Genomic DNA, 25,651 nt, shown 5'->3' with positions numbered 1-25,651 from the left:
CCGAACTCGCTCAATCCTCGATCCCTACGGCGATGTTCGCAACCCCAGAAGCTCGGCCACTTGCCCCTCGGGTCCCGAATTCTTCTCGCTCGCTGGCTTCGTCCGTTCGACCTCGGGGCAAGAGCGGACGACCGACCGCGGCATCGAACCCGAGGACGGCGGCCCTCGCCAGGAGGACGGCCCCGACCGCGTGCGCCAGGGTGCTCACCAGCCAGGCGGCCAGGAGGATCCAAGACCATCCCACGCCCCGAATGCCGATCATGGCGAACGGCGCGACCGGCAACGCATGGGTCAGATCGCGCACATCCTCATAGGAAAGCAACGACACCCAGGTCTGGACGGGGCCCGTGGACACGGCCAGGATCGCGGCGCCCGACACCGGCCACTGGAAGGGCACCACCCCCAACCCCATCCAGAGGAGGATCGTACCGACGGACCTCGAAGACGCCTGCTCTCGGTCTCGCGACCACAACGACGCGGCGACTCCCGCCGTCGCGATGAACCCGGTCGAGGCGACCATCCCCCAGAGCGCGGCCAGGAACCCGATCGGATGCAAGGCACCCGCGAGGAGCCCGACGCTCCAGAGGACAATGACCAGAATCGCGAGCCCCCGGGTCCTCCAGATCGCCCCGAGGATCTTGGCGCGGAGGATCTCCCAGCCCGACAACGGAGTCGCGATCAGCCCCAGCCAGGTCTCCCGCTCGCGCTCGACCGACACGCTGTCCGCCGCGGCGATCCCGAGACCGAGGATATAGATCACGTCGAGGATCGCCGTCAGGTGACGCAGGACGAGGTTGAACTCCAGTCGAGCCTGGCCGGGCGCAGGTGCCGACGCCGCCCCCACCCACTTGCCGACGAGGATCTGCGTCACCGGGTTCAATTCCGGCAGCCTCGAGCCGGCGGGCGCGGGGCGATAGCCAACGCCGGTAAGCTCGGCGAAAGCCGGCAGTGCGACCCACGAGACCACGTATGCGAGCAGCCCAACCCACACAATATGGATCGCCGTATCCACCAGCGTCCCGACGAGCCCCGACCGCCGTCGCGACTGCATCTCACGCCAAAGCACGGGGTCCTCGCCGCAAGCTCGACGCCTCCACCAGCGACGTTGCTGCGAACGCCAGAACGCGATCCGTCCCTCCACGTCGTAGACGGCGCGTGAGGCCGGCCTGAGCCTCGCGATCGCCCAGATCACGAGGAATGTCGAGGCCATCGCCTGCATCGCGACCATCCTCAGCACGACCTCGACCAACGACCCGCGCGGGATCACGCCCGCCAACGACAACACCACCACCATTGGGCTGCTGTCGAGGACCCGGACCGCGACCGGGGCCACCCAGGACACGGCCGCCGGCCAGAGTTTGGGCAGGATCATCAGGAGAAACGCGGGCAGGCAGAGCCACGCCATCATCAGCGCAACCGCCTGCGACTCCGCCCGCACCCTCGATCGTGCAAATGCCGACACGGCGACCGAGATCGACGCCAGCGTCACCGCCGTCGAGGCAATCCCCAACGCCGCCAACCCAACCAACCTCGGGTCGATCCCCCCGAGCACGACCAACAGCGTGACGACCGGCGCCAGGGCCGCCAGCCCATTGACGCACCGCAATAACCCCGCCGCCATCGTCCCCAGGACCACGTCCGCGGCGCTCAACCTCGTCGCCAGCAGCGAATCGAGGCTCTTACGGTCTCGCTCCGACGGGATCCCCGACGCGACCACCGTCAGCACGAACCCCAACCCCAGGAGCGTCTGCACCCCGACAGACCATCCAAAAACCGACCGCGCGAACTTCGACGCCCCTCTCACCGACGACCGGTCCCACCCATTCCAATCCCAGGCGAACACCCACCCCCCTAACACCACCGACATCAAGATCACCGCCGCCCGGCGCTCCGACGTCGCCGCCCCGCGTCGCGCCGAGACCACGATCTCACGCTTCAGGAATGGCCCGACACTCATCGTCTGGATCCGAATCGGCCCTGGGACATCTGTCACACTTCCGACCATTAGACGTCCTGATCCGGCCCCATGCAAGGGGCCGTCATCCCAGGAAACGCCGGGGCGACTCCCCTGCCCCTTCGAAAACCCGGCTTCTTCGTCAAAGCCAGGTTCTTTACGTAGGCAACGCATCCGTGAAGCGTGCTAGCGTCGACTGCAAAGCGACCATCGCCGTACCTCCAGACGGTGGTCAAGCTGTCGCAACGTTGAGAGCGTCAGCGGGTACACAGGTGGGTTCGAATCGATTCGTCCGGTGTCCAAGTTATAGTCAGGGTAGTCCCCGAATTCTGAGGAACACCGGGCGGGGAAGGCGGTAACGACGGTATCGACCGCAGCGGCCGCCTCGTCGAGCAACCAGTCGGGTGGACACAGAGGGTTCATGAAGGCCTCGATGGCCTCGTTCTGGCCGAATCGTCGGGCCACCCCAGTGGCTCGGCCATGTATCCAGCGCCAAGCCGCGGGGACCGGCTTGCCCGAGACGACCCGGCCATTGACGATCTGAAAATTGAAAAACCAGGGCGAGATTCGGTTCGCAAGCCGCAGGCGAAGCGGCGAGGGCGTGAATCCGTAGGTGTCTCTGTAAGCCGCGGCAATCAGCGTGGCGGCCTGGGCGTCCGGGGAGAACGGTGTGCAGACCACGGAATCCGGCCAATCCGCGTGTCCGGGCAGATACGCGTCGAGGCCCTGTTCGACGCGTATGTGCAGGAGTGGGTCGTCGACATAGGACATTGGGGGTAGGCGGCCTCCTCGGCACTGCTCGGCGGCCGCCTCGTTGATCAGCGGATGGATCGCCACATCGGCAACAACATGGGTGATCCAGCCCCAGGCCAGCGCGCGTCCGGCTTCGTTGCAGGCGAGCCCGAGCATGTTCCGAGCGAGTTGAGAGGGCCGCACGCAATGAGCGAGGTCGGCGAGGAGCGGGTCGCCGATGGGTAGGTAGCCCAGGTCGGGCCCAAGGCTCCCGAACAAGAACGCTCGCTGGCAGGCAGGGTCGTCGGCCTCGAACGGTCGACCATCGGGGCGTTCACACCAGCCGCGCAACAGCCTCCCCGCAATCTCAAGATGGACCGCACAACCTGGCATTCCCACCTCCCGCACTCGGGCGGCTCGGACCCGAGCGGCAATCACTCGACCCGAGCCTCGATCACATATTATCAATGCATTTTGTAATTTTCCACACAAACAACTAATAAATCGTCGATACCCTTGCGGCGAGGAGAACAGGCCGTCTCCTCCCTGGACAAGGGGCAGGACAACCAAACCCCTGGCCTTCGGCTCACGCTTCGAGGATAACGGGAGGCCTCACCGCCGTCTCGTTGAAAAGCCCCCCGGAGACACCCCGATGAGCTTCGAGCTCGCTCGCCTGTCCACGGTCCAGCTCGTTCCCTTGACGCCTTTTTCGGAAGACGGGGGGCATGTCGTCCCGGAGGCCCTCGGCGTCTTTGCCCGGTCGCTCTACGAGGCGGGGATCCGGGTCTTCCTGCCGGGGGCGGGGACGGGCGAGTTCCACTCGTTGTCGGCGAGCGAGGTGGTCTCGTGCGTCAGGGCGGTCCGCGAGGCCATCGGCGAGGACGCGACGGTGATCGCGCCGGTCGGGTTCGGGGTCGCGCATGCGCTCGCGATCGGCCGAGGCGCGATCGAGGCCGGCGCCGATGCGATACTCGTCATGCCCCCCGTCCACCCTTACCTCTGCGACGCCGGGATGCGCGACTATTTCCTCGCGTTGATGGACCGGCTCCCGCTCCCGTTCCTGGCGTACAAGAAGGGGCCCGTCCCCGGCGACGCATTGCTCGGCGAGTTGGCCACGGCAGGGAAGCTCGCGGGGGTGAAGTACGCAGTCAACGACGTCGACGCCGTCACCCGGTTCATCGGGACGTTCGGCGACCGCGTCGGAGTCTACTGCGGCACGGCCGAACGGTTCGCGCCGGCCTTCCACCTGGCCGGGGCGAAAGGGTATACCTCGGGGGCGGGGAACCTGTGCCCTCGCTTGACCCTGGCGATGCATGCCGCGCTCGCGGCCGGGGACTTCGCCCGGGCGATGGAGATCCTCCGCATCCTCCGGCCGATCGAGGACTACCGGGCCCGCTCCGGCGACTCCTACAACATCAGCATGCTCAAGGTCGCGTTGCGCCTGACCGGCCGAGACTTCGGCCCCCCCCGCCCTCCCCAGCGCCGACTGACCGCCGCCGAGGAAACCGAGGTCCAATCCCTCATCGAACCAATCCTCGCCGCCGAGGCCGCCCTCGCCCACTGACTCCCCGCTTTCGAAACCCGGCTTTTTCTTCAAAGCCGGGTTTCTGGCGCCGACCATGCCGTCCCCTCTCCAACGGACGCGTCACCGTCTCCTTGCTTTTGCCACTCGTTCGCTTGAGACAACCAAGCCCTCTCCGGTCGACTCGGTCGGAGACTCACCACAAAGGCACCAAAGCATAAAGAATTCCGGGGGGAATCGTTCTCTCGAGGCCTTCCCCGTTGTGCCTTCGTGCTTTTGTGGTGAAGAGCCCGCGAGACAAGTGCCTGGTGGCGATCGGCGTGGTTGGTCGGTTGACGCTGGTCCTCCCGGCCCGTTACGATCGCCTTCGGCCGGCCCGAACCGGAACGGGCCGGTCGGATTCGGCGTGCTCCCAGGCTCCGGTATGGCCCTTCCTCGGTGGCCGAATCGTGCATATCTTGCTGACCAACGACGACGGCGTCTTCGCCCCCGGCTTGCGGGCCCTGCGCAAGGAGCTCCTGAAGCTGGGCGAGGTGACCGTGATCGCTCCCGCGATGGAGCAGAGCGGCGTGGGTCACTCGATCACGCTGCTCAACCCCCTGGTCGTCAAGCAGGTGGACGACGACGACGGCTCGACCCTCGGCTGGATGGTCGAGGGGAGCCCGGCCGATAGCGTCAAGCTCGGGATCTGCGAGCTGATGTCCAGGCCCCCGGACCTCATCGTCTCGGGGATCAACTCGGGGTCGAACGCGGGGATCAACGTCCTCTACTCCGGGACGGTGGCCGCGGCGATCGAGGGCGCCTTCTTCAAGATCACGAGCGTCGCCGTCTCGCTCGAATTGGCCGAACACTTCGACTACCCCCACGCGGCGAAGCACGCCGTGCGGGTGATCCAGCGGATCCTGGCGAATCGGCCCCCCAACGGCTCGCTCTACAACATCAACCTCCCCGCGCACTCGCGAGGCGAACCCAAGGGGGTGCGCGTCGTGCCGATGGGCCTGGGACGCTACGGCGAGGGCTTCGAGCGCCGGCAAGATCCGCGAGGGCGAACTTACTACTGGATGACCTACAACCCGCCGTTCCACCTCGAAGGCCCCGAGACCGACGTCACGAGCCTGTGCGAGGGCTACATCACCGTCACCCCGCTCCACTTCGACCTGACGCGTCACGACCTGCTCGACGAGGTCGGCCGTTGGGACTGGACGGGGGCCACCGGACGCGTGGAGAAGTAAGGAGTGACCTCGATGAGTCCCCGATCGCGATCGCGAGCCGCCCGGCTCGTCGCCGTCCCCTGCCTCCTGCTCGCCGCCGGCTGTGGGCAGCAGCCCCGGCACCTCCCCAAGCCGCCAGGAGCCGCCCAGCAAGCGGCCCCGGCGCCGGTCGAGAACCCGGAGCCGGCACCGACGCGAGAGATCCTCGGCAAGCGGACCCAGGACGTCCGCAATGCCGACACAGAGCTCCAGAACGGCGCCCGAGTCGCCCCTGGCAGGATCACCGCCAAGGACCCGCTCACGCTCTCCGGCAACGCCTACGTCGTTGCTGTGAGCCAGACCGCCGCCCTGAACGTCAAGCACGCGATCGACCTCTACCAGGCCGAGCACGGTGCCTACCCCAAGAACTACGAAGAGTTCCGCGACGAGGTCCTCAAGGTCGGCAAGCCCGACGGCATCGCCCTACCCACACTCCCGTATTACCAGGAGTACGGGTACGACGAAAAGGAGCACAAGCTCATCGTCCTGGAATATCCCGATCGTAAGGGGCAACCCCAGACGCAGGGGGGTGCGACGGGGGCGCCGTGAGCGGGGCGATCCCCGATCGGTGCGGGAACCGCATGAACCGGCGTTCGTAGCGCCCTTGAGGCTTCGGCTGGGGCCTCGGCGGGCCGCCGCCGGGCGACGGGAGGTCGGTCGGGAACCGAGTCACGGTGATCCGGTCGACCTTCCACACCTTCGGCTCGACCTCCTGGAACCCCAGCGAGAAGTCGAGGTTGGTCGTGCCGAAGTTGTAGGTCACGTTCGATATCGGCGGCTGATAACTCCCCCCGGCCAGGACCCGGAAGACCGCACTCCCCCGCCCCGACTGCCGACCGGCGTTCGCCTCGAGATGGGTGATCCGCAGGAAGTCGAAGTGCGCCCCCCGCAAATGCAGCGCGATGAAGTTCCGCGCCGCCTCTCCCCAGATCGTGTGCTGCTGCTGTCCGTACTCGGCGTCCGGGGTCAGCTCCGCGAAGACCTTGGGCGGGTCGGAGGCCGCGACCGCGTCGCGAAGCTTGTACACAACGTCTTCGATCCGCTCCGTGTCCGTGACCCAGAAGGTCTCGACCACGATCGCGAGCGCCGCCAGCCCGAAGGCGGACGCCGCCCAGATGAGATACTTGCCTTGCTGCGTGCTCCGGAGCAGGATCACGAAGATCCCCCCCACGATCGCGAGCCCGCCGGCCAGGTAGGATACGTCTTCCGACAGGAACTCCATGGCTGACCGTCTCCGTTCTCCGGGCCTCTTCCGTGGGTTTCGGGAACCTCCCCCGCCTCGGGCATGGGGAAGCGATGGAGGGAGATCGACGTCGGATCCGGGACCGCCCGAATGACTACTCGGGAGTCCCCTTCTTCTCGGCCGGCTCGGCCTCCCCCTTCTTCTTCGCGGGCTCGGCCTCGTCCTTGGCGGGATCCGCTTCCTTCTCTTTGGCCTTCGCCTTCTCCGGCTCGGCGGCTTTCTTCTTCGCGGCGTCCTGGGCCTTCGGGCGGACGAGTTGGATCTCCCCGTATTGCACGGGGGTCATGTTGTAGCGAGGCTCCCACTCCAGGGCCTTGAGCTTGACCGTTCCCTCGAGGAACTTGCTGATGTCGGACGTGACCTTCGGCTCGAGCCGGAGGAGCTTGTAGCCGTGGAGCGACGAGGGGAAGAGCTCGACGCGGTTCAAGCGGTTCCGCTCGACGACCGTGCGCACGCTCCGCACGGGGTTGGCGGAGACGGCGTCGCGCTCGCCGGCCATGAGCAGGAGCGGGACTCGAGGCGCGAGCGAACCCATCACCTGCCGGAGCAGGAACCCTTCGCCATCGGCCAGCGGAGAGATCAGGACCATGGCGCAGAGGTCGCTGGTCCTCCCCTCGCTCGAGACGGCGCCACCGGGCAGGTGCGCCCAGGCCGCGGCGAGGTTCGCCCCCTCGCCCAGCGCGATCACCCCGAGCTTCGCGAGGTTGAGCTTGCCCCGGTTGTGGCGATCGACCAGGAACTGGTAGGCCGCCTGGAGGTCGTCCACCATCATCCGCCAGTCCTGAGCACTGAGCGCCCGCCGAGCGTTCGCCCCCTGCCCCCTCAGGTCGAGGAGCAAAACCGCATAGCCGAGGTCCTGCATGTGCGAGGCGAAGCCCTGGTCCTTCAACTCGCTGATCGGGTCCTCGAAGTCCTTCCCGGACCGGTCCTTCTCATGGATCATGAACAGGACCGGGGCGCTGGTGCCTTGCCTGGTCGGAAAGGCCGGATAGTACGTGATCGCCAGCGGGGCGCCGTCGACCGACTTCAGCTTGAGCCGGTAGTGGACCTTCGCATCCGCGGCCATCTTGTCGAGCGCATCGAGCCCCTCGTTTTCGAGCGGGTCGACGGCATTCGGCCCCCCCTTCTTCAGCACTTCGCCCTTCTCACGCCCCTTGCCGCGGGCCCCTTTGCCCGTCACTTTTCCCTTGGCCGGCGGGTTTTGCGCCGAGGAGACCCCCACGGTCGCCAGGGCCACCGCGACCGTCACGGCCGTCAACCTCGCCCAGGTCCACACGCCTCGCCGGCTTTCCATGACGACTTCCCCCAAATGACTCAGGATCCGGCGCGGCCCTTCGCGCTCGTCCGCACAATGATCATCGTACCCGCCTCAAGGTGTCCAGGAAAGGACGCCGCCCCACTTCTTCTGACTTTTGTAAAAGGTCCCGTCAAACCGCGTCGCGGCCGCCGCCTTTCGGCGGGTGGCCGGGTCGGAACGCAGCAGCGCCCCGGATCCCCAGAGGTCATGATCCTCGCGCACCGTCAGGCGAGCGTTTGGACGCATTGGCGAAGAGGACTCGACGTTTCGGTCGACGGCCATCGCCGAAACCCGGACTTGCGAGAGGTCGAGGAGCCGAGGAGAGGCGGCCAAGGGGTTCGCCAAGAGGAGAGGGGCGAGGCGGGGGCCGCTCGGTTCGTCGACGGGAGCCTCTCAGATGACCCACTCGTGGGGTGCGGAGCGGTCGGCGAGTTGTGCCATCGAGGTGCGGTCGAGCACGGCGCGTTCGGCGGCGCGGAGGTGCTCCATGACCGAGGCGAGGACCTGGGCCGCGAGCCCCTGGGACTCGTCCCTGGGCGACTCCTGCGGGCCTTCGATTGCGATCAGGACCTCGCCAAGCGAGATCGACGCGGCGTCCCTGGCGAGGCGATAGCCGCCCGACGCGCCTCGGGTGCTGAAGACCAGGCCCGCCGCCTTCAACTGGAGGAGGATCTGCGCCAGGTAGTTCTCGGGGATGTGATAGCCTTCGGCGATGACCCGGGCCCGGACCGGCTGCTCGTCCTGGTGATGACGGGCCAGGGCGATGACGGCGAGACACGCATATTCAGCCTTCGCGGAGAGTTTCATGGGCGGCTCTCTCAACGTTCGGGGCTTCGAGCGGAAACGAAGCGGCCCGAGGTCGATCCCTGCGATCGACCCCGGGCCTTGGATTCGCAAAGCCGGCGGGGATGGAGAGCCTCCCCGGGCTCAGAACGAGTCGGCGGAGACGACTTCGCCGCCGTTCAGGCTCAGGATCCCGCGGAAGGCCGCGAGGTTGATCGTATCCTTGAGGAACCGGACCGAACCGTCGCCGAAGAGGGCGTTGACGCCGCCCGGGTGGAACGAGGCCGGCTCCTCATTGGCCCCGCCCTGCTTGCCCGCCGAGAACGAGCCCCACGCGGGCCAGCTCGACTGCTCGTGGACGAACTGGACATTGGCCTTGTTGTTCGGCTTCCCCGAAGTCCCGAACGCATTGCCCGGGTCCGCCCATCGCCAGTAGCGGTGCGGCACGGTCAGCGACAGCCCGCCCGCGGGCCCTTGGCCGCGTTGGCCGGTGGAATACAGGCCCTCGGCATACTGGCTGATGTACTTCTCGTCGCGCCCGGCGCACTCGATGTAGGCGATCGTGTTGCTCGTCCCATCGGTGATCTCGCCAATCGCGGTCTTGCCGTTCTTGAGCAGGCCCGCGACCGAGGTGTTCGCGTTGCGATAGGGGACGACTTCCGTCGCCTTGCTATTCGTGACACTACCGCCCGGCGTCGCGACACCGTTGACGACATAGATGTCCGTATAGACCGACGGTGCATAGTCCATGTAGCCGTAGCCGGCCGTGGTTGTCTTCTCATACGGCGAGGCATTGGGGTCGGCGGAGGCCGTGTCGCGGGTCGCCGACCGGGCGGACGACGGGCAGATGAAGACGCTCACCGCCGCCGAGGTGCCGGTGTAGTTGCAGCCACTGGCGTCGTTGTATTCGACGGTGAAGTTGAACGAATTGTAGAGGTTCCCGCCCTCCATGTTCGTCAAGAGGCGAGCCGAGGTGCTCCAACCCCCGTCGACGAACACCACCGCCGGCGGCGACTGGGTCAGGTCGATCGACTTGCCCGACGGGGGGAAGGCGCTGTTGCTGCTCTCGTAGTTGTGGAGAGCCAGGCCGATCTGCTTGAGATTGTTCGTGCACTGGGCGCGACGGGCGGCCTCGCGGGCCGACTGAACCGCCGGCAATAGCAGGGCGATCAGGACGGCGATGATGGCGATCACCACGAGGAGCTCGATCAGCGTGAACCCACCCACAGAGGACTGCGTCGTCTTCCTTCGCGAAAGCATCTAACATCCTTTCAAGAACGAATCAGAAAATATCGGAGTCTGGCGGCTGCGGGGGGGAATTTCAGAAACCGTTACGGACCGCTCACTTCAACCGGAACGGTTCCAGCGTGTTGGGCTCAGCCTTGACGATGGCCGTCAACGCCGAATTGTCTTCATCGAGATATCGCTTGGGGAACGGCATGGCCTTGCCCCCCTTCCGCTTGTTCGAGTAGGCCGAGGCATCGCCGGGCTCGAGCCGGATCTTGTAATTTCCGGGAGGAGCCCCTTCGCCTTCCGCCCCGGTCTGCAACGAATACTCGCCGTCGGGGCCGATCGCGCCGTGGGAGGTGGAGAGGCCATCCGCCCGCTCGAAATAAATATGTCCACTCTTCAATGGCTTGCCGTTGGCCAGCAAGACCTTCCCCTTGACGGCGAAGATCGGCCCGATCGAGGGACGCGACTCGCCGCAACCGGCGACCGCGACCAGGGCCCCCAGGCCAAGCCACCCGATGGACGTGGAGATACCTCGCCTCGAGATGAGACCTTCGATCGAGATCATGGCCGCGTTCTCTCTCAAGAATCCTGGGGGACGGTCCCGGCGGGCCGGTCAACAATCCTCTCCGCCACCATCCCCGACCACACGACACCCCTCGCCACAAATGGCTCGGGCATCGCCTCGAGACACGAGCCTCGTTGCCGTGTCGACAGACGAAGATTATGTTTTTTGACTGACTTAGTCAAGATAATCTTCGGCCAAATTGATAGGAATGATGAGGAATCCCTCTCCCAGCGTGGATTTGGGCCGGAAACCAGGCGAACCAGCCTCATTCCCGCTTCAGAAACGGGAAGAGGAATCCCCATTCGGGTGCTCAGGATTCAGGACGTGAAGCCGTACGACCCAGGACGAGCTCCTGGACATCCGCTCCACGGACGATGAAATGCATCCTCGACCGTACGGTCTGGGGTGAAGACGTTTTTTCGAACGGCCAAGGCCCGGAAGTGACATTCCCGCACCAGGCTCCGCCCCGGACACGAAACCCGCGACCATGGCCGACACTCACCCTATCATGTTGGCTTGCAAGCACTAAAATCGAGCCTCCTCATTCCCCGGCCTGACCGATCTTGCCCGATCCTCACGAGCTGCCTTTTTCGCCGATTTCTTGTTTGCACTTTCCTGTTCACCTCGCTAGTGTATTAATTCCGTAGAGGAAAGAACAATGAGACGTATGCATCCGTACGATTAAAACGCCCGTGTCAGCCCGGTGTCGTGGGCGGCGAAAGCCGGGAGAGGGATCCCGGCGACGGGCCATTCGCCCGTCGAGAGGCGCAGTCGGAGAAGACGAAGATCTCGACGGAGAGATGTGCCTCGCGAGATGCCAGCGATCTCGCGAGAGGGGCCACAGGCGTCGGGAGCCGGGGCGGAGTGGGCCGACGTTCGACCGGGCACCCACGCAAGGTGCACGCTCGGCCTCTCAGTCGGCCGAAATACCGGGCCTATTCGGGAATGGTCCGCAGCCCGGGATCATCCCCGAGTCCGGAGAGTGATGGGCCACGTTCCGGGCAACGAAGGCGCCCGAGGGCGACCTCATCTCTGTGCGCCGACCATGCCCCACCCTTCCATCAACGCCATCGGCGCGACAGGACCGACGGCGTCCGCTAAGAAAAATCAAGCGAACCAGGCTTTCCCCTTTTGAGATTAGACACCATGCGACCCATCGATTGGATCAAGGGCCTGCGCTCCGCCTCGACCGACCGCCGTCCCTCGGCTCGCATACGGGCCAAGCGTCGGTCCCGAGCCATAGCCAAGTCGTGGAATGGTCTATCCAATTGGGAAGCCCTCGAGCGGCGCCTCGTCCTGAGTGCCTCGCCCGGCGACAATCATTTCTTCGGCGCGATCGCAGTCCCGGGCCAGGTCGATACGTTCCAGCTCAACCTCGCGACGTCCACCAACCTTTGGTTCGATGACGTCGGAAGCTCACCCGACCTGAGATGGACGCTCTCCGGCCCGCAAGGCGATATCGACTCTGAGTTCTTCTATCAGGCTGATGATGCCCTGGGCCGGTTCGCGGCCGGGACTTACACGATCACCGTCGCCGGCCAGGGCAGCGACACGGGGTCCTTCGACTTCCGGATCATGGACACGGCCGCCGCGTCGACGCCGATCACCCCGGGGACGACCGTCGGGGGTTCGCTCACCCCGGCCGTGTCGTCCAACCTCTACCAGTTCTCGGGGACCGCGGGGTCTTCGGTGTTCCTCGACGCCACCTGGTCGAGCAACACGACCCCCAACACCTTCTACGGCGTAACCACGCTCATCGGTCCCGACGGGACCACCGTTTGGAGCCAGAGCATCCAGGCACCCGCAAATCGGGTGACACTGCCGACGAACGGGACCTACACCATCGCCATCGGCGGCCTGGAGAATTCCGTCGGCACGGCAACCTACCAGCTCCGGGTCCTTCCCATCACCGACGGCAATGCGGCCTTGAGCCTCAACACTCCGGTCACGAGCAGCATCACGAGCCCGGGGCAGCAGAACAACTACACCTTCACGCTCAACTCGCCCACGCGGCTACTCCTCGACGTCCGGGCGCGGAGCGGAGACCTGATCTGGAACCTCCAAGGGCCACCAGGCGCGGTCACAAACGTCTCGCTCAACAACACCCAGGACAGACTCCTCGGCCTACTCCCGGCCGCGACCTACACATTGACGGTCTCCGGCTCGGAAGGCGCCCTGGGCAGCCTCGAATTCAACCTCCGCGATCTCGCCACGGCCACGCCCATCACCGTGGGAAGCTCGGCCACCCCAACGGGACAGCTCGTCTCCGGCAACCTCAACCCCATCGGCTCCACGAACCTCTACAAAATCAACGGCAACGCGGGCGACTCGCTTTTCTTCGACAACCTCAGTCTCACCGGATACCCGAGATGGGAACTCATCGATCCCTACGGCAACGTCCTCTTCAACACGGACGCAGGATCTGACGTCCCCCACGTGACCTTGCCCGTCGACGGGGCCTACACGCTGGTCATCAGCGGGTCGCTGCAGAGTAACGTCGCCCCCTCCTATAGCTTCCGGGTCAATTTCGAGTCGCACACCATTCCCCCGGCCATCGTCGGGACGGCGATCGTGCCCGGCACTCCGGTCACCGGCTCACTCGCAGCGAATTCGCAGGCCAACTATCGATTCACCCTCAGCACGCCGACCCGCCTCTGGCTCGACATTCTCTCCCAGACCTCGGATGCCGCGTCGACCACCTGGTCCCTCTCAGGGCCAGAGGGCGTGATCAGCGATTTCCGATCCTTCAGCCAGGGCGATCAAAACCTCGGGCTACTCCCGGTGGGCACGTACTCCCTCCAGATCAAGAGCACTCAGGCCGCATCCTACGCGTTCACCCTCCATGACTTCGCCGCAGCAACATCCATCGCGGCAGGGCAGAACATCACCAGCTCGCTCAACCCAGCGAACTCCACGGACCTCTTCCGCATCAGCGGCAACGCTGGCGACGTCATCTTCCTCGACAATACCGCTTTCACGACGACCGATCCCGGCGGACGCTCGGGGACGTGGACGCTCATCGGCCCGTACGGCACTCAGGTCTTCAGTGGGGCACTCGCGACAGATTCCGGCCGCATCACCCTCCCGACGACGGGTGTCTACACTCTCGTTCTCCAGGGTGACCTCAACGCCACCGGAACCTCGAGCGACTCCTTCACCGTCCGCTCCGTCGCCGACACGACCACGGCGTTGACTCTTGGCACTCCCGTCTCGGACTCCATCGCCACTCCGGGGCAGAAGAAGAGCTATACCTTCACCCTCAGCACGTCCACCACACTCTGGTTCGACAGCCGGACGAACAACAGTCAACTGTACTGGACCGTCAGTGGCCCGCAGAACCCGCTCAGGTATGGGAGCAGTGAATTCGTCTCAAGCGACCTGGACCTCGGCTCCCTGCCGTCCGGGACCTACACCCTGACCGTTTCGGCCTCCGGCGACGCGCTGGGAGCCTTTAGCTTTAACCTCCAGAACGCCGCCGCAGCCACGCCCATCACGCTGGGCACCAACGTCAGCGGCTCGCTCAACCCCGCCTCCTCGTCCAACCTGTACCGCTTCAACGGGGTTGCCGGCTCCTCCGTGTACTTCGATACCCTCGCCTTCTCCAACACCGATTCGAGCACAGGGACCGTCTCCCCGACGCTCCTGAGACCGGACGGGAGCGCCGTCACCAGCGGATTCCAAACCACCGTCTCGGGGCGGGTGACATTTGACGAGACGGGCATTTACACCCTGATTGTTCAGGGGGCGAACACGGCCACCGGGACGTCAAGCTACACCATCAACGTCCGGCCCATCACCGACACGACTACCCCGTTGACCCTTGGCTCTCCCGTTTCGGGGACCATCTCCAGCCCTGGGCAGCAGAAGAACTACACCTTCACCCTGAACTCGCCTGCGAGACTCTGGCTCGACGGCCGCTCGAGTGCCACGCTATTGTACTGGGCGATCAACGGTCCCCAGGGTACCATATACTACAATATGCCCTTCAACTCGAATGATGAAGGCGTCGGACTGCTCCCGGCTGGGGCCTACACCATTACCGTGATCGGCTACGAGAACGCTCAGGGCGACTTCAGTTTCAATCTCCAGAACTTCGCCGCGGCCACTCCCATCTTGCCGGGGTCCACGGTGAGCGGTTCGCTCAATCCTGCCTCCTCATCTAACCTGTACCAGTTCAACGGGAACGCTGGCGACGTCATCTACCTCGACAGTCTCTCGACCTCGACGACAGACCCACACGGAGCCATTGGCACCCTGCTCCTCCTCGACCCGCTCGGCATCCAGGTCACGACAAACTACCTGTCTGTCGACGGCGGCAGGGTGACGCTTCCCCTGACGGGCACCTATACCTTGATCGCCGGGGGATACTACTATTCCACCGGAACCTCGAGCTATTCCTTCAATGTCCGGCCCGTCACCGACACGAACGCCGTGTTGACTATCGGCACCCCCGTCTCGGGAGCCATCTCCAGTCCTGGGCAGCAGGCCAACTACACCTTCACCCTAAACGCACCCACCAAACTCTTCTTCGACGGGCTCACGACTGCATTTGGTCTTTCCTGGAGCTTAGCAGGTCCCCAAGGAGTGGTGTCGCTCCCAAATAACCTCAATTCGGCAGACAAAAGTATTGGGCTCCTGCCAGCCGCGACGTATACCCTCACGGCCTCAGACTCGGATGACACGATCGGGAGCTTCGGCTTCAACCTCCTCGACCTTGCCTCCGCCACTCCCATCACTGCAGGTAATTCCTCAACCCCGATCGGGCAGGTCGTCTCCGACACACTCAATTCCATCAACTCCGCGAGACTCTACAAGTTCGATGCCCCGGCGGGCGAAACGTTACAATTCCACACGATCAAGGGTACTAATCTCGCCGCGTCCTGGCAGCTCATCGATCCCCTCAATAACGTCATCTCGACAGGATACGTGCAAGGGGACTACAATAACGTGACCACCCCCACGTCGGGCACCTATACGCTGGCAATCTACGCATCGAACGCGTCCACTCCTCCGAACTTCCAGTTCCAGATCAACTTCGGCTCGTACACCCAGCCCCCTGCTCCTGACGGGACTCCCATCACGCTCGGCACGCCCGTGAGCAGCACACTCCCCGCCACAGGGTCGAGCACATTCCTATTCACCCTGGCAAGCCCCACTCAAATTTGGTTCGACACCCAGACTGACGCGAGTTCGCTCTCCTGGCTCCTGAGCGGCGCCCAGGGTATGGTCAAGTCAGGCGCTTTCCTCTCGGGTGACGCAAACTTTGGGCTACTTCCGGCCGGAAACTACTCGCTCCGTGTCAATGGCAACAATGGCGACAACGTCGCCTTCAATCTCCTCGATCTCGCCACCGCGACTCAGGTCTCCATCGGCACTCTCGTCGACAGCCACTTGACACCGGCCGATTCGACCAACCTCTACCAATTCAGTGCCTCGGCTGGGACGACGATCTATCTCAACAACGCATTCTTCACCGTGGATTCTCAGGGGCACGCCGCGACCTGGACCCTCATCGATCCACTCGGCAACGCACGCAACACCGGGAGTATGACGAACTCCTCCGGGCGGCTGACGCTCACCATCTCGGGCACGTATACGCTCGTCGTCGCCGGGGACGCCGGATCGACCGGCTCGACGTCGGCCACCTTCGTCGTCACGCCAATCACCGACGTCGCCTCTACCCTGACTCTCGGGACACCCGTCTCGGATAGCATCAGCAGCCCCTACCAACAGCGGACTTACACTTTCACCCTTTCGGCCCCAACCCAAGTCTGGTTCGACAGCCAGGCTTCCAACAGCGGCATGACCTGGAAGCTGACCGCACCGCAGTGGACAATCCACTCGAACGGGAGTTTCTCTTACGGCGACCGAGATCTCGGCTTGCTCCCCGTTGGGACCTACACTCTGACCGTCCTCGGTTCCGGGAACACGACAGGATCATTCCAGTTCAATCTCGTGGACCTCGACGCGACCGCCACGCCGATCACGCTCGGAAGCACCGTAACCGGGACGCTGACCACCGCGAGCCCGTCGGGTTATTATCGCTTCTCGGCGGCGGCTGGCAGCGTGGTCTACATCGACTCAGTCTCCTTGTCCACAACGGATCCCAGCCTCTACTCTCCTACCTGGCAACTCCTCGACCCTTACGGGAAGACGATCGCGACAGGCCTCCTGGATAATGACCTCGGACGAGTGACCCTCCCGGCGACCGGGAACTACACCCTCGTTCTCGGCGATCCTTCGTCCCCCCAGGGCACAACGAACTTCAGCTTCAACGTTTGGCCGGTTGTCGACAACGCCGTGCAAGCCTGGGGCACTTCGGGCAATGACGACTTCTCCGTCAGGTTCCTCGACGCGAACACGCGCGACGTCTACTTGAACGGCTATCTCCTGGGGACCGTGACCGGGACCACGCCCCTCACCATCAACGGCCAGGGCGGGACCGACACCCTCGTCGTCATCGGCACGGCCGGGGCCGACACGTTCTCGATTACGTCGTCGCAGATCTCCCTCGGCAATGTCACGACCTCGCTCGTCGGGATCGGGTACCGCACCGTCGACGGCGGCGCGGGCAACGACGTCTTCAACTACAGCGGAGCCAACCCGCAGCTCTACCTCATGGGCGGCTCGGGCGTCGACACCTTCAAGCCCGGCCCCGCCACCAACGTCCTCAGCCTCGACGGCGGCCCGGACGGAGCTGTCCTCGACGACTCCGCGAGCGAGGTCGGCCTCGTCCTCGACCTCGCCGGGAAGCTGATCACCAGGGTCACCACCTTCGCCAACATCAACAGCGCCATCGGCAGCACCAGGAGCGACGCTCCCGTCGGCAAGAACAATACGGTGACCACCCTCGAAGACACCCCCTACACCTTCACCACCAGCGACTTCGGCTTCACCGACCCCGGCGATGTCCCGGCCAATTCCCTCCTCGCCGTCAGGATCATGACCCTGCCGGCGCCCGGCTCACTCACCAACAACGGCGTCCCCGTCGCCGTGGGTTCCTACATCCCCGCGGCCGACATCGCCGCAGGCAAGTTCAAGTACACGCCGGCCGCCAACGGCGCCGCCGACCTCTACAGCAGTTTCACCTTCCGGATCCAGGACGATGGGAGCACCGCAAACGGCGGCGTCAATATCGACCCCACCTCGCGAGTGATGTACGTCAACGTCACCCCCGTCAATGACGCGCCCGTCGGGACGGCCAAGACCGTCACCATGCTTGAAGACACCACCTATACCTTCAAGGTCTCCGACTTCGGGTTCGCCGACCCCAATGACGTCCCCCCGAACAACACCGGCTATTTCGACCTCGACGACTGGCTCTTGAACGACTTCGGATCCATCGTCGTCTCCAACCTGCCCACGAGCCCGGGCCTCACCCTCAACGGATCGCCGCTCTCTTCAGGCCAGGTCATCACCACCGCCGACATCGCCGCAGGCAAGCTCACATTCACACCGCCACACAACGCCTCAGGCGGCTCCTACATCAAGTTCTCCTTCCAGGTCCGCGACAACGACGGGACCGCAAACGGCGGCGTCGATACCGACCCCATCCCGCGGTCGATGTACGTCACCGTCACCCCCGTGAACGACGCGCCCGTCGGCACCCCCAAGTCCGTCACCATCCTCGAAGACTCCTCCTACACCTTCGGAGTCAACGACTTCGGGTTCTCCGACCCCGACGACTCACCTGCCAACGCTTTCGGATACATCGTCGTCTCCAATCTACCCACCAGCCCCGGCCTCACTCTCAACGGATCGCCCATCACCGCCGGGCAGGTCATCACCACCATCGACATCGCCGCAGGCAAGCTCAAGTACACGCCCCCGGCCAACGCCAACGGCGCCGCATCCATCAAGTTCTCCTTCCAGGTCCGCGACAACGGCGGCACGGCTAATGGTGGCATCAATACCGATCCGACGCCCAAGACCTTCACCGTCAATGTGACTTCGGTCAACGACGCGCCCGTCGGCACGGCCAAGACCGTGACGATGCTCGAGGATTCCACCTATACCTTCACCATCGCCGACTTCGGATTCTCCGACCCCAACGACAATCCCGCAAACGCCTTCGGATACATCGTCGTCTCCAACCTGCCCACCACCCCCGGACTCACCTTGGGCGGGGCCCCACTCACCAACGGGCAGGTCATCACCACCTACGACCTCGCCGCGGGCAAGCTCAAGTACACGCCACCTGCCAACGCCAGCGGCGGATCCTACATCAAGTTCAGCTTCCAGGTCCGAGACAACGGCGGAACCGCAAACGGCGGCGTCAACACCGACCCCATCCCTCGGTCGATGTACGTCACCGTCACTCCCGTGAATGACGCACCGCTCGGCACCTCCAAGTCCGTCAGTATCGCCCAGGGCTCCTCCTACACCTTCGGCGTCAACGACTTCGGATTCTCCGACCCCAACGACTCACCCGCCAATGCGTTCGGCTATATCGTCGTCTCTAACTTGCCCACAACCCCAGGGCTCACCCTCAACGGGACGCCGCTGACCGCCGGGCAGGTCATCACCACCTACGACATCGCCGCGGGCAAGCTCAAGTACACATCACAGGCCAACGCCAACGGCGCAGCCTCCATCAAATTCAGCTTCCAGGTCCGCGACAACGGCGGCACGGCCAACGGCGGCATCAACACCGACCCTTCGCCCAAGGTCCTGACCGTCAACATCACGCCGGCCAACAACGTCCACGCCAACGCTCTCGAGACGAGTTCGATTGCCAGCGCCTCGACCTTTGCCGTGCTCGACGTCACGGACCAAAACAGCCGCCCTGTTGGCCATCACAAGTCGATCACCATCCTCGAGGACACCTCCTACACTTTCAGCGTAGACGACTTCGGCTTCACCGACCCCTATGACTCGCCCCCCAACAATTTCGCCGCCGTTCTCATCACCGTCGTACGCCCAAACTCTCCCGTCACTCTCGACGGCACGCCGATCTTCGTGGGACAGGTCATCAGCACCGTCGACATCGCCGCCGGCAAGCTCAAATTTACGCCACCGGCCAACGCCAACGGATTCAGTTACGCCGGATTCTACTTCCGCGTCCGCGATGACGGCGGGACCGCAAACGGCGGGCAGGACACCGACAACAATCAAACGACCGACATCAATATCAATGTCACGCCGGTCAATGACGCCCCAGTCGGCACGGCCAAGACTGTGACCACGCTCGAAGACACCCCTTACACATTCAAAGTCGCCGACTTCGGATTCTCTGACCCCACTGACTTCCAGGCCAACCACTTCGCCTCTATCATCGTCTCCAACCTCCCCACGACCCCTGGGCTCACCTTCAACGGGGCACCGCTCACCTCGGGGCAGGTTATCACCGCCGCCGACATCGCCGCCGGTAAGCTCAAGTTCACGCCGCCGGCCAACGCCAACGGCGGCTCCTACATCAAGTTCTCCTTCCAGGTCCGCGACGACGGCGGGACCGCAAACGGCGGCGTCGATACCGACCCCACCCCGCGGTCGATGTACGTCACCGTCACAGCGGTTAATGACGCTCCCATCGGCACGGCCAGGACCGTGACCACGCTCGAAGACACCCCCTATATCTTCAAGGTCACCGACTTCGGATTCTCCGACCCCGTCGACCACAACGCCTTCGGCTACATCGTCGTCTCAAACCTGCCCACCAGCCCAGGGCTTACCTACAATGGCTCGCCGCTCGCGTCGGGACAGGTCATCACCACCGTCGACATCGCCGCAAACAAGCTCAAGTACACGCCCCCTGCCAATGCCAACGGCGCCGCCTACTTCAAGTTCAGCTTCCAGGTCCGCGACAACGGCGGCACCGCGAACGGCGGCGTCAACACCGACCCCGTCCCTCGCTCCATGTACGTCAACGTCACGTCGGTCAACGACGCGCCCGTCGGCACGGCCAAGACCGTGACCACGCTCGAAGACACCCCCTATACCTTCAAGGTCACCGATTTCGGCTTCTCCGACCCCGTCGAGCACAACGCCTTCGGCTACATCGTCGTCTCCAACCTGCCGACAAGCCCGGGGCTCACCTTCAATGGCTCGCCGCTCACCTCCGGACAGGTCATCACCACCATCGACATCGCCGCAGGCAAGCTCAAGTACACGCCACCGGCCAACACCAACGGCGCCGCCTCCATCAAGTTCAGCTTCCAGGTCCGCGACAACGGTGGAACCGCGAATGGCGGCGTCAACACCGACCCTGTACCGCGGTCGATGTATGTCAATGTCACCTCGGTCAACGACGCTCCCGTCGGCACGGCCAAGACCGTGACCGTGCTCCGGGGCTCCACCTACACCTTCAAGGTCACCGACTTCGGATTCTCCGACCCGAAGGATTTCCCCGCCAACGCCTTCGGCTACATCGTCGTCTCGAACCTACCCAACGAACCGGGGCTCATCTTCGACGGCGGGCCGGTCTTCTCTGGCATGGTCATCACCACCATCGACATCGCCGCGGGCAAGCTCAAGTTCACGCCCCGGGCCAACGCCAGCGGCGCCGCTTCCATCAAGTTCAGCTTCCAGGTTCGCGACAACGGCGGCACGGCCAACGGCGGCATCAACACCGACCCCACACCCAAGGCCTTCACCGTCAACGTCACACCGGTCAATAACCCCTCCGCCAACACGCTCACAACGGGCTAGAGTACCAACGGCTCGACCTTCGCCTTGTTCGACGTCACACCCGCCAACCACGCGCCCGTCGGCACGTCCAATAGGGTGACGATGCTCGAGGACTCCACCTACACCCTCAGGGTCGACGACTTCGGCTTCGCCGACCCCTATGACTCGCCCCCCAACAACTTCGCCTCCATCGTCATCCGGAACCCAAGCGTGAACTCCGCGCTCACTCTCGACGGCACGCCGGTCATCCGGGAACAGGTCATCACCACCGTCGATATCGCCGCGGGCAAGCTCAAGTTCACGCCACAGGTCAATCGCTACTCAAATGGAACTGAGTTTTTCGGGTTCGACTTCGAGGTTCGCGACGATGGCGGCACCGCAAACGGCGGAGTCGATACCAGCAGTTCGCGGGAAATCACCTTCAACGTCATCTGGGTCAACGACGCCCCCGTCGGCACGACCAAGACCGTGACCATCCTCAAGGGCACCACTTATACTTTCGGCATTAACGACTTCGGCTTCACCGACCCTAACGACAACCTCGCAAACTTCTTCACCGACTTGACCATCACCAGCTTGCCCGCGGTCCCCGGCCTGACCTTCTTCCTTGGACGGATCCAAATGGGCGAGGACCTTAACCACTTCGAGCTCTCCGTAGGCGAGCTCAAAGTCACGCCGGGCAACGCCAATGGCACTTTCAGCTTCGGCTTCAAGGTCCGCGACTCCGGCGGCACGGCCAACGGCGGCGTCGACACCGACCCCATCTCCAAGACTATCACCATCAATGTCACGCCCGTCAATTCCGCACCCGTTGGGGTTTCCAAGGCCTTCACGATCGCCAAGGGGTCAACCTATGTCTTAACTGCGGCAGACTTCGGCTTTTCCGACCCCTATGACATCACCGCGAACAACTTCCTTGGGGTGAAGATCGTCGACTCATCGAACGCCGGAGGGCTCACTCTCGACGGCACGCCTGTCACCCAAGGCCTCATCATCCTCGTCTCAGATATCAACGCAGGGAAGCTCAAATACACCCAATCTGACAACACCAGCACCGATGTCTTTTCGCTCATCGACGATGGTGGAACGGCTAACGGCGGGCGCAACACGGGTGTATCCAATTCATTTATCTTTAGGATGAGCTGATCGCCCCTGACCTCTCGCGCCGAACCGTTGCCTGGCTCGGCGCGAGGGGCCCCCACACCGACCAATCCTTTCTCTCCCCTCCCCTCGCATAGAACTCGGCCCGAGCCTGCCGGGAACGAAAACTCACACCGCTCACATCCAATCAACCTGCCACCCACCCACGCACGCATTTCGCCTTCCGATTCTTCGCTGCACACGGCCTCATCAATCGATATCCATGACCTCCGTGAGGCCGTTTCGTCGAACTCTCAATCAAATTGGCTTGTCGATGATTTCGGCTGTGACGAATTCCAATTCGTTGCAGGATAGATGTCATGTGGCCGGCACTCATCAGAGCCAGATGACCAAAAAGCCGCCAAGCCTGGCCGTTTCGCGTGCACGACTGCATGCGAAATTCAGGAGGCGAAAGAAACCCTTAAAGCACAAAACGTTCTTTTTTAACCTAAATCGGGTCGTTCGCCCCGTGGCTTCGGGCGACGAAATCTCAGGAAGAGGGATAAACAAGGAAACGATCAATGATTCACCTCCTACCATGTGATTATTTTCATCACAAAGAGACAATCTTCAAAAAATTCCGATTTTCCCCTTTGCAATGCGAATCCCAGGGCGTTAGTCTTGGGCCCGTGCGCTCGGCACCTAGATCATATGTCCGAAATGAGTCGTTGGCAGCGGTCATCACGGGATGGGCGGCACCAGGAGTGAATGGTGTTCCCGCGAGGATCTCGTCGCTCCGCGCGTCTTTCGCCAGGTTCGTCGATCGTCTCGATGTTGAGACCCACGATCCCAACAGGAATGATCTCGCACCATGAATCGCTAACACCGTCCGGTTGATGAGGCCCCGAGGCTGGGGCCGTCGAGGGGAGCGAGGGTATCGCTCCCCGGCAATCCGAGAGCCCAAGAATCGACCTCCGGGCGACTTCGCCGGGGCCGGTCGGGCCGCGCCTCGGGATAGACCGGTCGTGGTCCGTCCCCGTTCGATCGCCGCACGCTCATCGGGTCGACGGTCCGGCTTCCGCAAGCCGGCCAGGCTCTCCATCCATACATAAATTCGGTCGCATTCGCTCGAACGGTCCATCGAGCCGATTCGATTCCACCCGCACTTTGCCAAGCACCAGGGATATACGACCATGCAACCGAGCAACTGGCTCAAGAGCCTCAAGTTTTCCCTGTCCGATGGTCGTGCGCGTTCCCGCAAGCGGGCCAAGGCGCGGGCCCGGAATCGGCGAATCGACCTCAAGGGCCTGGCCCTGGTGGAAGCCCTCGAAGAGCGGGTCGTCATGAGCGCCCCCGCGGGCGACAACCGATTCTTCGGCGCCATCTCGAGCCCCGGGCAGGTCCAGACCTACAACTTCACGCTCGCCAACCCGACACGTCTCTGGTTGGACAACGTGATGAACTCCGGCGCGCTGAACATCAGCATCACCGGGCCCAACGGGCTGGTCACGTCTCGCCCCCTGGGCTATGACGACGTGGCGCTCGGCCTCGAGCCCGCCGGGACCTACACGGCAACCGTCTCCGCGGGCAGCAGCGACGCGACCGGAGCCTTCGCGGTCCGGATCCTCGACATGAGCGCCGTGGCAGCCCCGATCACCCCGGGAGCCCCGGTCAGCGGCACCCTCTCCCCCGCCGACACCACCAATATTTACAGCTTCTCGGGCACGGCCGGATCCACGATCTACCTCGACAACACCGCCTTCTCCAATACCGGAGGGGACGGAAATGGAGGCACGTGGACCCTCTACGACTCGTACGGGGCCCAGGTCTACAGCAATTGGATCCCTTCGGATTCGGGCCGCCTCACCCTCCCCACCACGGGCACCTACACGCTCGTCGTGTCGGGCGGCCTCAACGTCACCGGCACCACCAACTACACCTTCAACGTCCAGCCGACGAATGACACCACCATCTCGTTGGCCACCGATACGCCGGTCTCTGACAGTATCGCCGTGCCCGGACAAGCCAAAAATTACACCGTCACCCTGGCCGCTCCGACCCGGCTCTTCTTCGACAGCCAGACCAACGATGGCAACTTGAACTGGTCCTTGACCGGCCCCCAAGGGAACCTCGTCGGCGGGAGGCCATTCTCTTATGACGACTTGGTTACCGACCTGCTCCCGGCCGCGACGTACACCCTGACCATCAACGGCAACGGCGGCTATACGGGCAGCTATAGCTTCAACCTCCTCGACTTCGCCGCCGCCACCCCGATCACCGTCGGCACGGCCGGCACGCCCGCGGGTGCCGTCGTCAGCACCACGTTCAGTCCGGCCAGTTCGGACAAGCTCTACAAATTCACCGGGACGGCCGGCGATAACCTCCTCTTCCACAACCTCTCGGTTTCGGGCGACCCGGCCGGTTGGGCGCTCATCGACCCCTACGGCCATTTCGTCTTCAGCAACGAGGCGCAGACCGACGCCAGCGGTGTCCAGATCACGTTCAACGGGACGTATACACTGATCGTCGGCGGCCACCTAAGCGATACGTTCGCACCATCGGTCAGCTTCCAGGTCAATTTCCAATCCCACTCCACCCCCGGATCGCTCGGGACGCCGATCGGCCTGGGCACCCCGGTGAGCGATGTCGTGCCCGTGGGAGGCGTCGCCAACTATCAGTTCACCTTGGGGACCGCCACACGCCTTTGGTTCGACAGCCAGACGTACGACGGATCCCTGAATTGGAGCCTGAGCGGACCCACCGGGAATGTGATTTCCGGGGCCAACTTCACCTGGGATGACCAAAACCTTGGCCTGCTTCCGGCCGGGACCTATTTGCTCCAGGTAAGCGGCCCCGGAGGCGAAGCCTACGCGTTCAGCATGCTCTCCTTCGCCGCGGCCACTCCGATTACGCAAGGAACGGCGGTTACCGGGAGCCTCAATCCGGCGAATTCGACGCAGCTCTACTCGTTCTCGGGGACTGCGGGAACGACGATCTACCTCGACAGCACGGGCGTCACTCCCAACGACCCGAATAACGGCAGCACCGGCAACTGGACGCTCTACGACAGCTACGGCGTCCAAGTCTACAACGGGCAAATGCAGAGCGACTCGGGCCGGCTCACGCTGCCCACGACCGGCACATACACGCTTGTCGTCCACGGATACACCTACGCGAGCTCTTCCTTCACAACCGACTTCGCGTTCACGGTCCGACCCGTCACCGACGCCACCGCCGCATTGACCCTCGGCACGGCCGTCTCCGGCTCCATCGCAAGCCAAGGACAGCAGAAGAACTACACCTTCACACTCGCCTCGCCCGCTCAGATCTGGTTCGACAGCAGGACCTCCGACGGAAATCTCTACT

At 63.9% G+C, this 25,651-nt stretch carries 14 protein-coding genes; 6 read left to right on the top strand and 8 right to left on the bottom strand.

Annotated elements, in window-relative coordinates:
* Nucleotides 1-10: 10 nt before the first annotated feature.
* Together ACYOEI_RS33195 and ACYOEI_RS33190 are read right to left on the bottom strand one after the other, a co-directional pair.
* Nucleotides 11-1,957, bottom strand: coding sequence for a hypothetical protein (locus tag ACYOEI_RS33195; protein WP_462854299.1), 1,947 nt, complete (start codon nucleotides 1,955-1,957; stop codon nucleotides 11-13).
* A gap of 183 nt (nucleotides 1,958-2,140) precedes the next feature.
* Nucleotides 2,141-3,079, bottom strand: a complete 939-nt coding sequence (locus ACYOEI_RS33190) for a zinc dependent phospholipase C family protein (protein ID WP_462854296.1) — start codon at nucleotides 3,077-3,079, stop codon at nucleotides 2,141-2,143.
* A 259-nt stretch (nucleotides 3,080-3,338) separates the two neighbouring features.
* Between ACYOEI_RS33190 and ACYOEI_RS33185 the strand changes: the two genes are divergently transcribed.
* The 3 genes from ACYOEI_RS33185 to ACYOEI_RS33175 all read left to right on the top strand — a co-directional run bounded on the left by ACYOEI_RS33185 (nucleotide 3,339) and on the right by ACYOEI_RS33175 (nucleotide 6,007).
* Nucleotides 3,339-4,250 (top strand): dihydrodipicolinate synthase family protein, encoded by a 912-nt coding sequence (locus tag ACYOEI_RS33185; RefSeq protein ID WP_462854295.1) that lies wholly within the window; start codon nucleotides 3,339-3,341, stop codon nucleotides 4,248-4,250.
* Nucleotides 4,251-4,657: 407 nt separating this feature from the next.
* Nucleotides 4,658-5,440, top strand: coding sequence for a 5'/3'-nucleotidase SurE (gene surE / locus ACYOEI_RS33180; RefSeq protein ID WP_462854293.1), 783 nt, complete (start codon nucleotides 4,658-4,660; stop codon nucleotides 5,438-5,440).
* Nucleotides 5,441-5,452: 12 nt separating this feature from the next.
* Complete coding sequence (locus tag ACYOEI_RS33175) at nucleotides 5,453-6,007, top strand: hypothetical protein (RefSeq protein WP_462854291.1); 555 nt, start codon at nucleotides 5,453-5,455, stop codon at nucleotides 6,005-6,007.
* Here ACYOEI_RS33175 and ACYOEI_RS33170 read toward each other — a convergent pair.
* From ACYOEI_RS33170 to ACYOEI_RS33145, 6 genes are all read right to left on the bottom strand, one after another.
* Nucleotides 5,937-6,680, bottom strand: coding sequence for a hypothetical protein (locus tag ACYOEI_RS33170; protein WP_462854289.1), 744 nt, complete (start codon nucleotides 6,678-6,680; stop codon nucleotides 5,937-5,939). The genes ACYOEI_RS33175 and ACYOEI_RS33170 overlap by 71 nt on opposite strands.
* A gap of 115 nt (nucleotides 6,681-6,795) precedes the next feature.
* Nucleotides 6,796-7,995 (bottom strand): alpha/beta hydrolase, encoded by a 1,200-nt coding sequence (locus ACYOEI_RS33165; RefSeq protein ID WP_462854287.1) that lies wholly within the window; start codon nucleotides 7,993-7,995, stop codon nucleotides 6,796-6,798.
* A gap of 75 nt (nucleotides 7,996-8,070) precedes the next feature.
* Nucleotides 8,071-8,244: a hypothetical protein gene (locus tag ACYOEI_RS33160; protein ID WP_462854285.1), complete on the bottom strand. Its 174-nt coding sequence runs from the start codon at nucleotides 8,242-8,244 to the stop codon at nucleotides 8,071-8,073.
* Between the two features lie 147 nt (nucleotides 8,245-8,391).
* Nucleotides 8,392-8,805 carry an RrF2 family transcriptional regulator gene (locus tag ACYOEI_RS33155; RefSeq protein WP_462854284.1) on the bottom strand — a complete coding sequence of 138 codons (414 nt, stop codon included), beginning with the start codon at nucleotides 8,803-8,805 and terminating at the stop codon, nucleotides 8,392-8,394.
* A gap of 120 nt (nucleotides 8,806-8,925) precedes the next feature.
* Nucleotides 8,926-10,041, bottom strand: a complete 1,116-nt coding sequence (locus ACYOEI_RS33150) for a DUF1559 domain-containing protein (protein WP_462854283.1) — start codon at nucleotides 10,039-10,041, stop codon at nucleotides 8,926-8,928.
* 82 nt (nucleotides 10,042-10,123) lie between these two features.
* Nucleotides 10,124-10,579, bottom strand: a complete 456-nt coding sequence (locus tag ACYOEI_RS33145; RefSeq protein ID WP_462854281.1) for a hypothetical protein — start codon at nucleotides 10,577-10,579, stop codon at nucleotides 10,124-10,126.
* Between the two features lie 1,146 nt (nucleotides 10,580-11,725).
* On the opposite strand from ACYOEI_RS33145, the gene ACYOEI_RS33140 reads away from it, so the two are divergent.
* The 3 genes from ACYOEI_RS33140 to ACYOEI_RS33130 all read left to right on the top strand — a co-directional run.
* Nucleotides 11,726-21,226: a beta strand repeat-containing protein gene (locus ACYOEI_RS33140; protein ID WP_462854280.1), complete on the top strand. Its 9,501-nt coding sequence runs from the start codon at nucleotides 11,726-11,728 to the stop codon at nucleotides 21,224-21,226.
* Between the two features lie 24 nt (nucleotides 21,227-21,250).
* Nucleotides 21,251-22,351: a hypothetical protein gene (locus tag ACYOEI_RS33135; protein WP_462854279.1), complete on the top strand. Its 1,101-nt coding sequence runs from the start codon at nucleotides 21,251-21,253 to the stop codon at nucleotides 22,349-22,351.
* 1,127 nt (nucleotides 22,352-23,478) lie between these two features.
* On the top strand, nucleotides 23,479-25,651 hold a 2,173-nt coding region (locus tag ACYOEI_RS33130; protein WP_462854277.1), incomplete at its 3' end, for a hypothetical protein.

The sequence above is a fragment of the Singulisphaera rosea genome, assembly GCF_054877945.1.
This window is presented reverse-complemented; position numbering and strand designations above follow the sequence as displayed.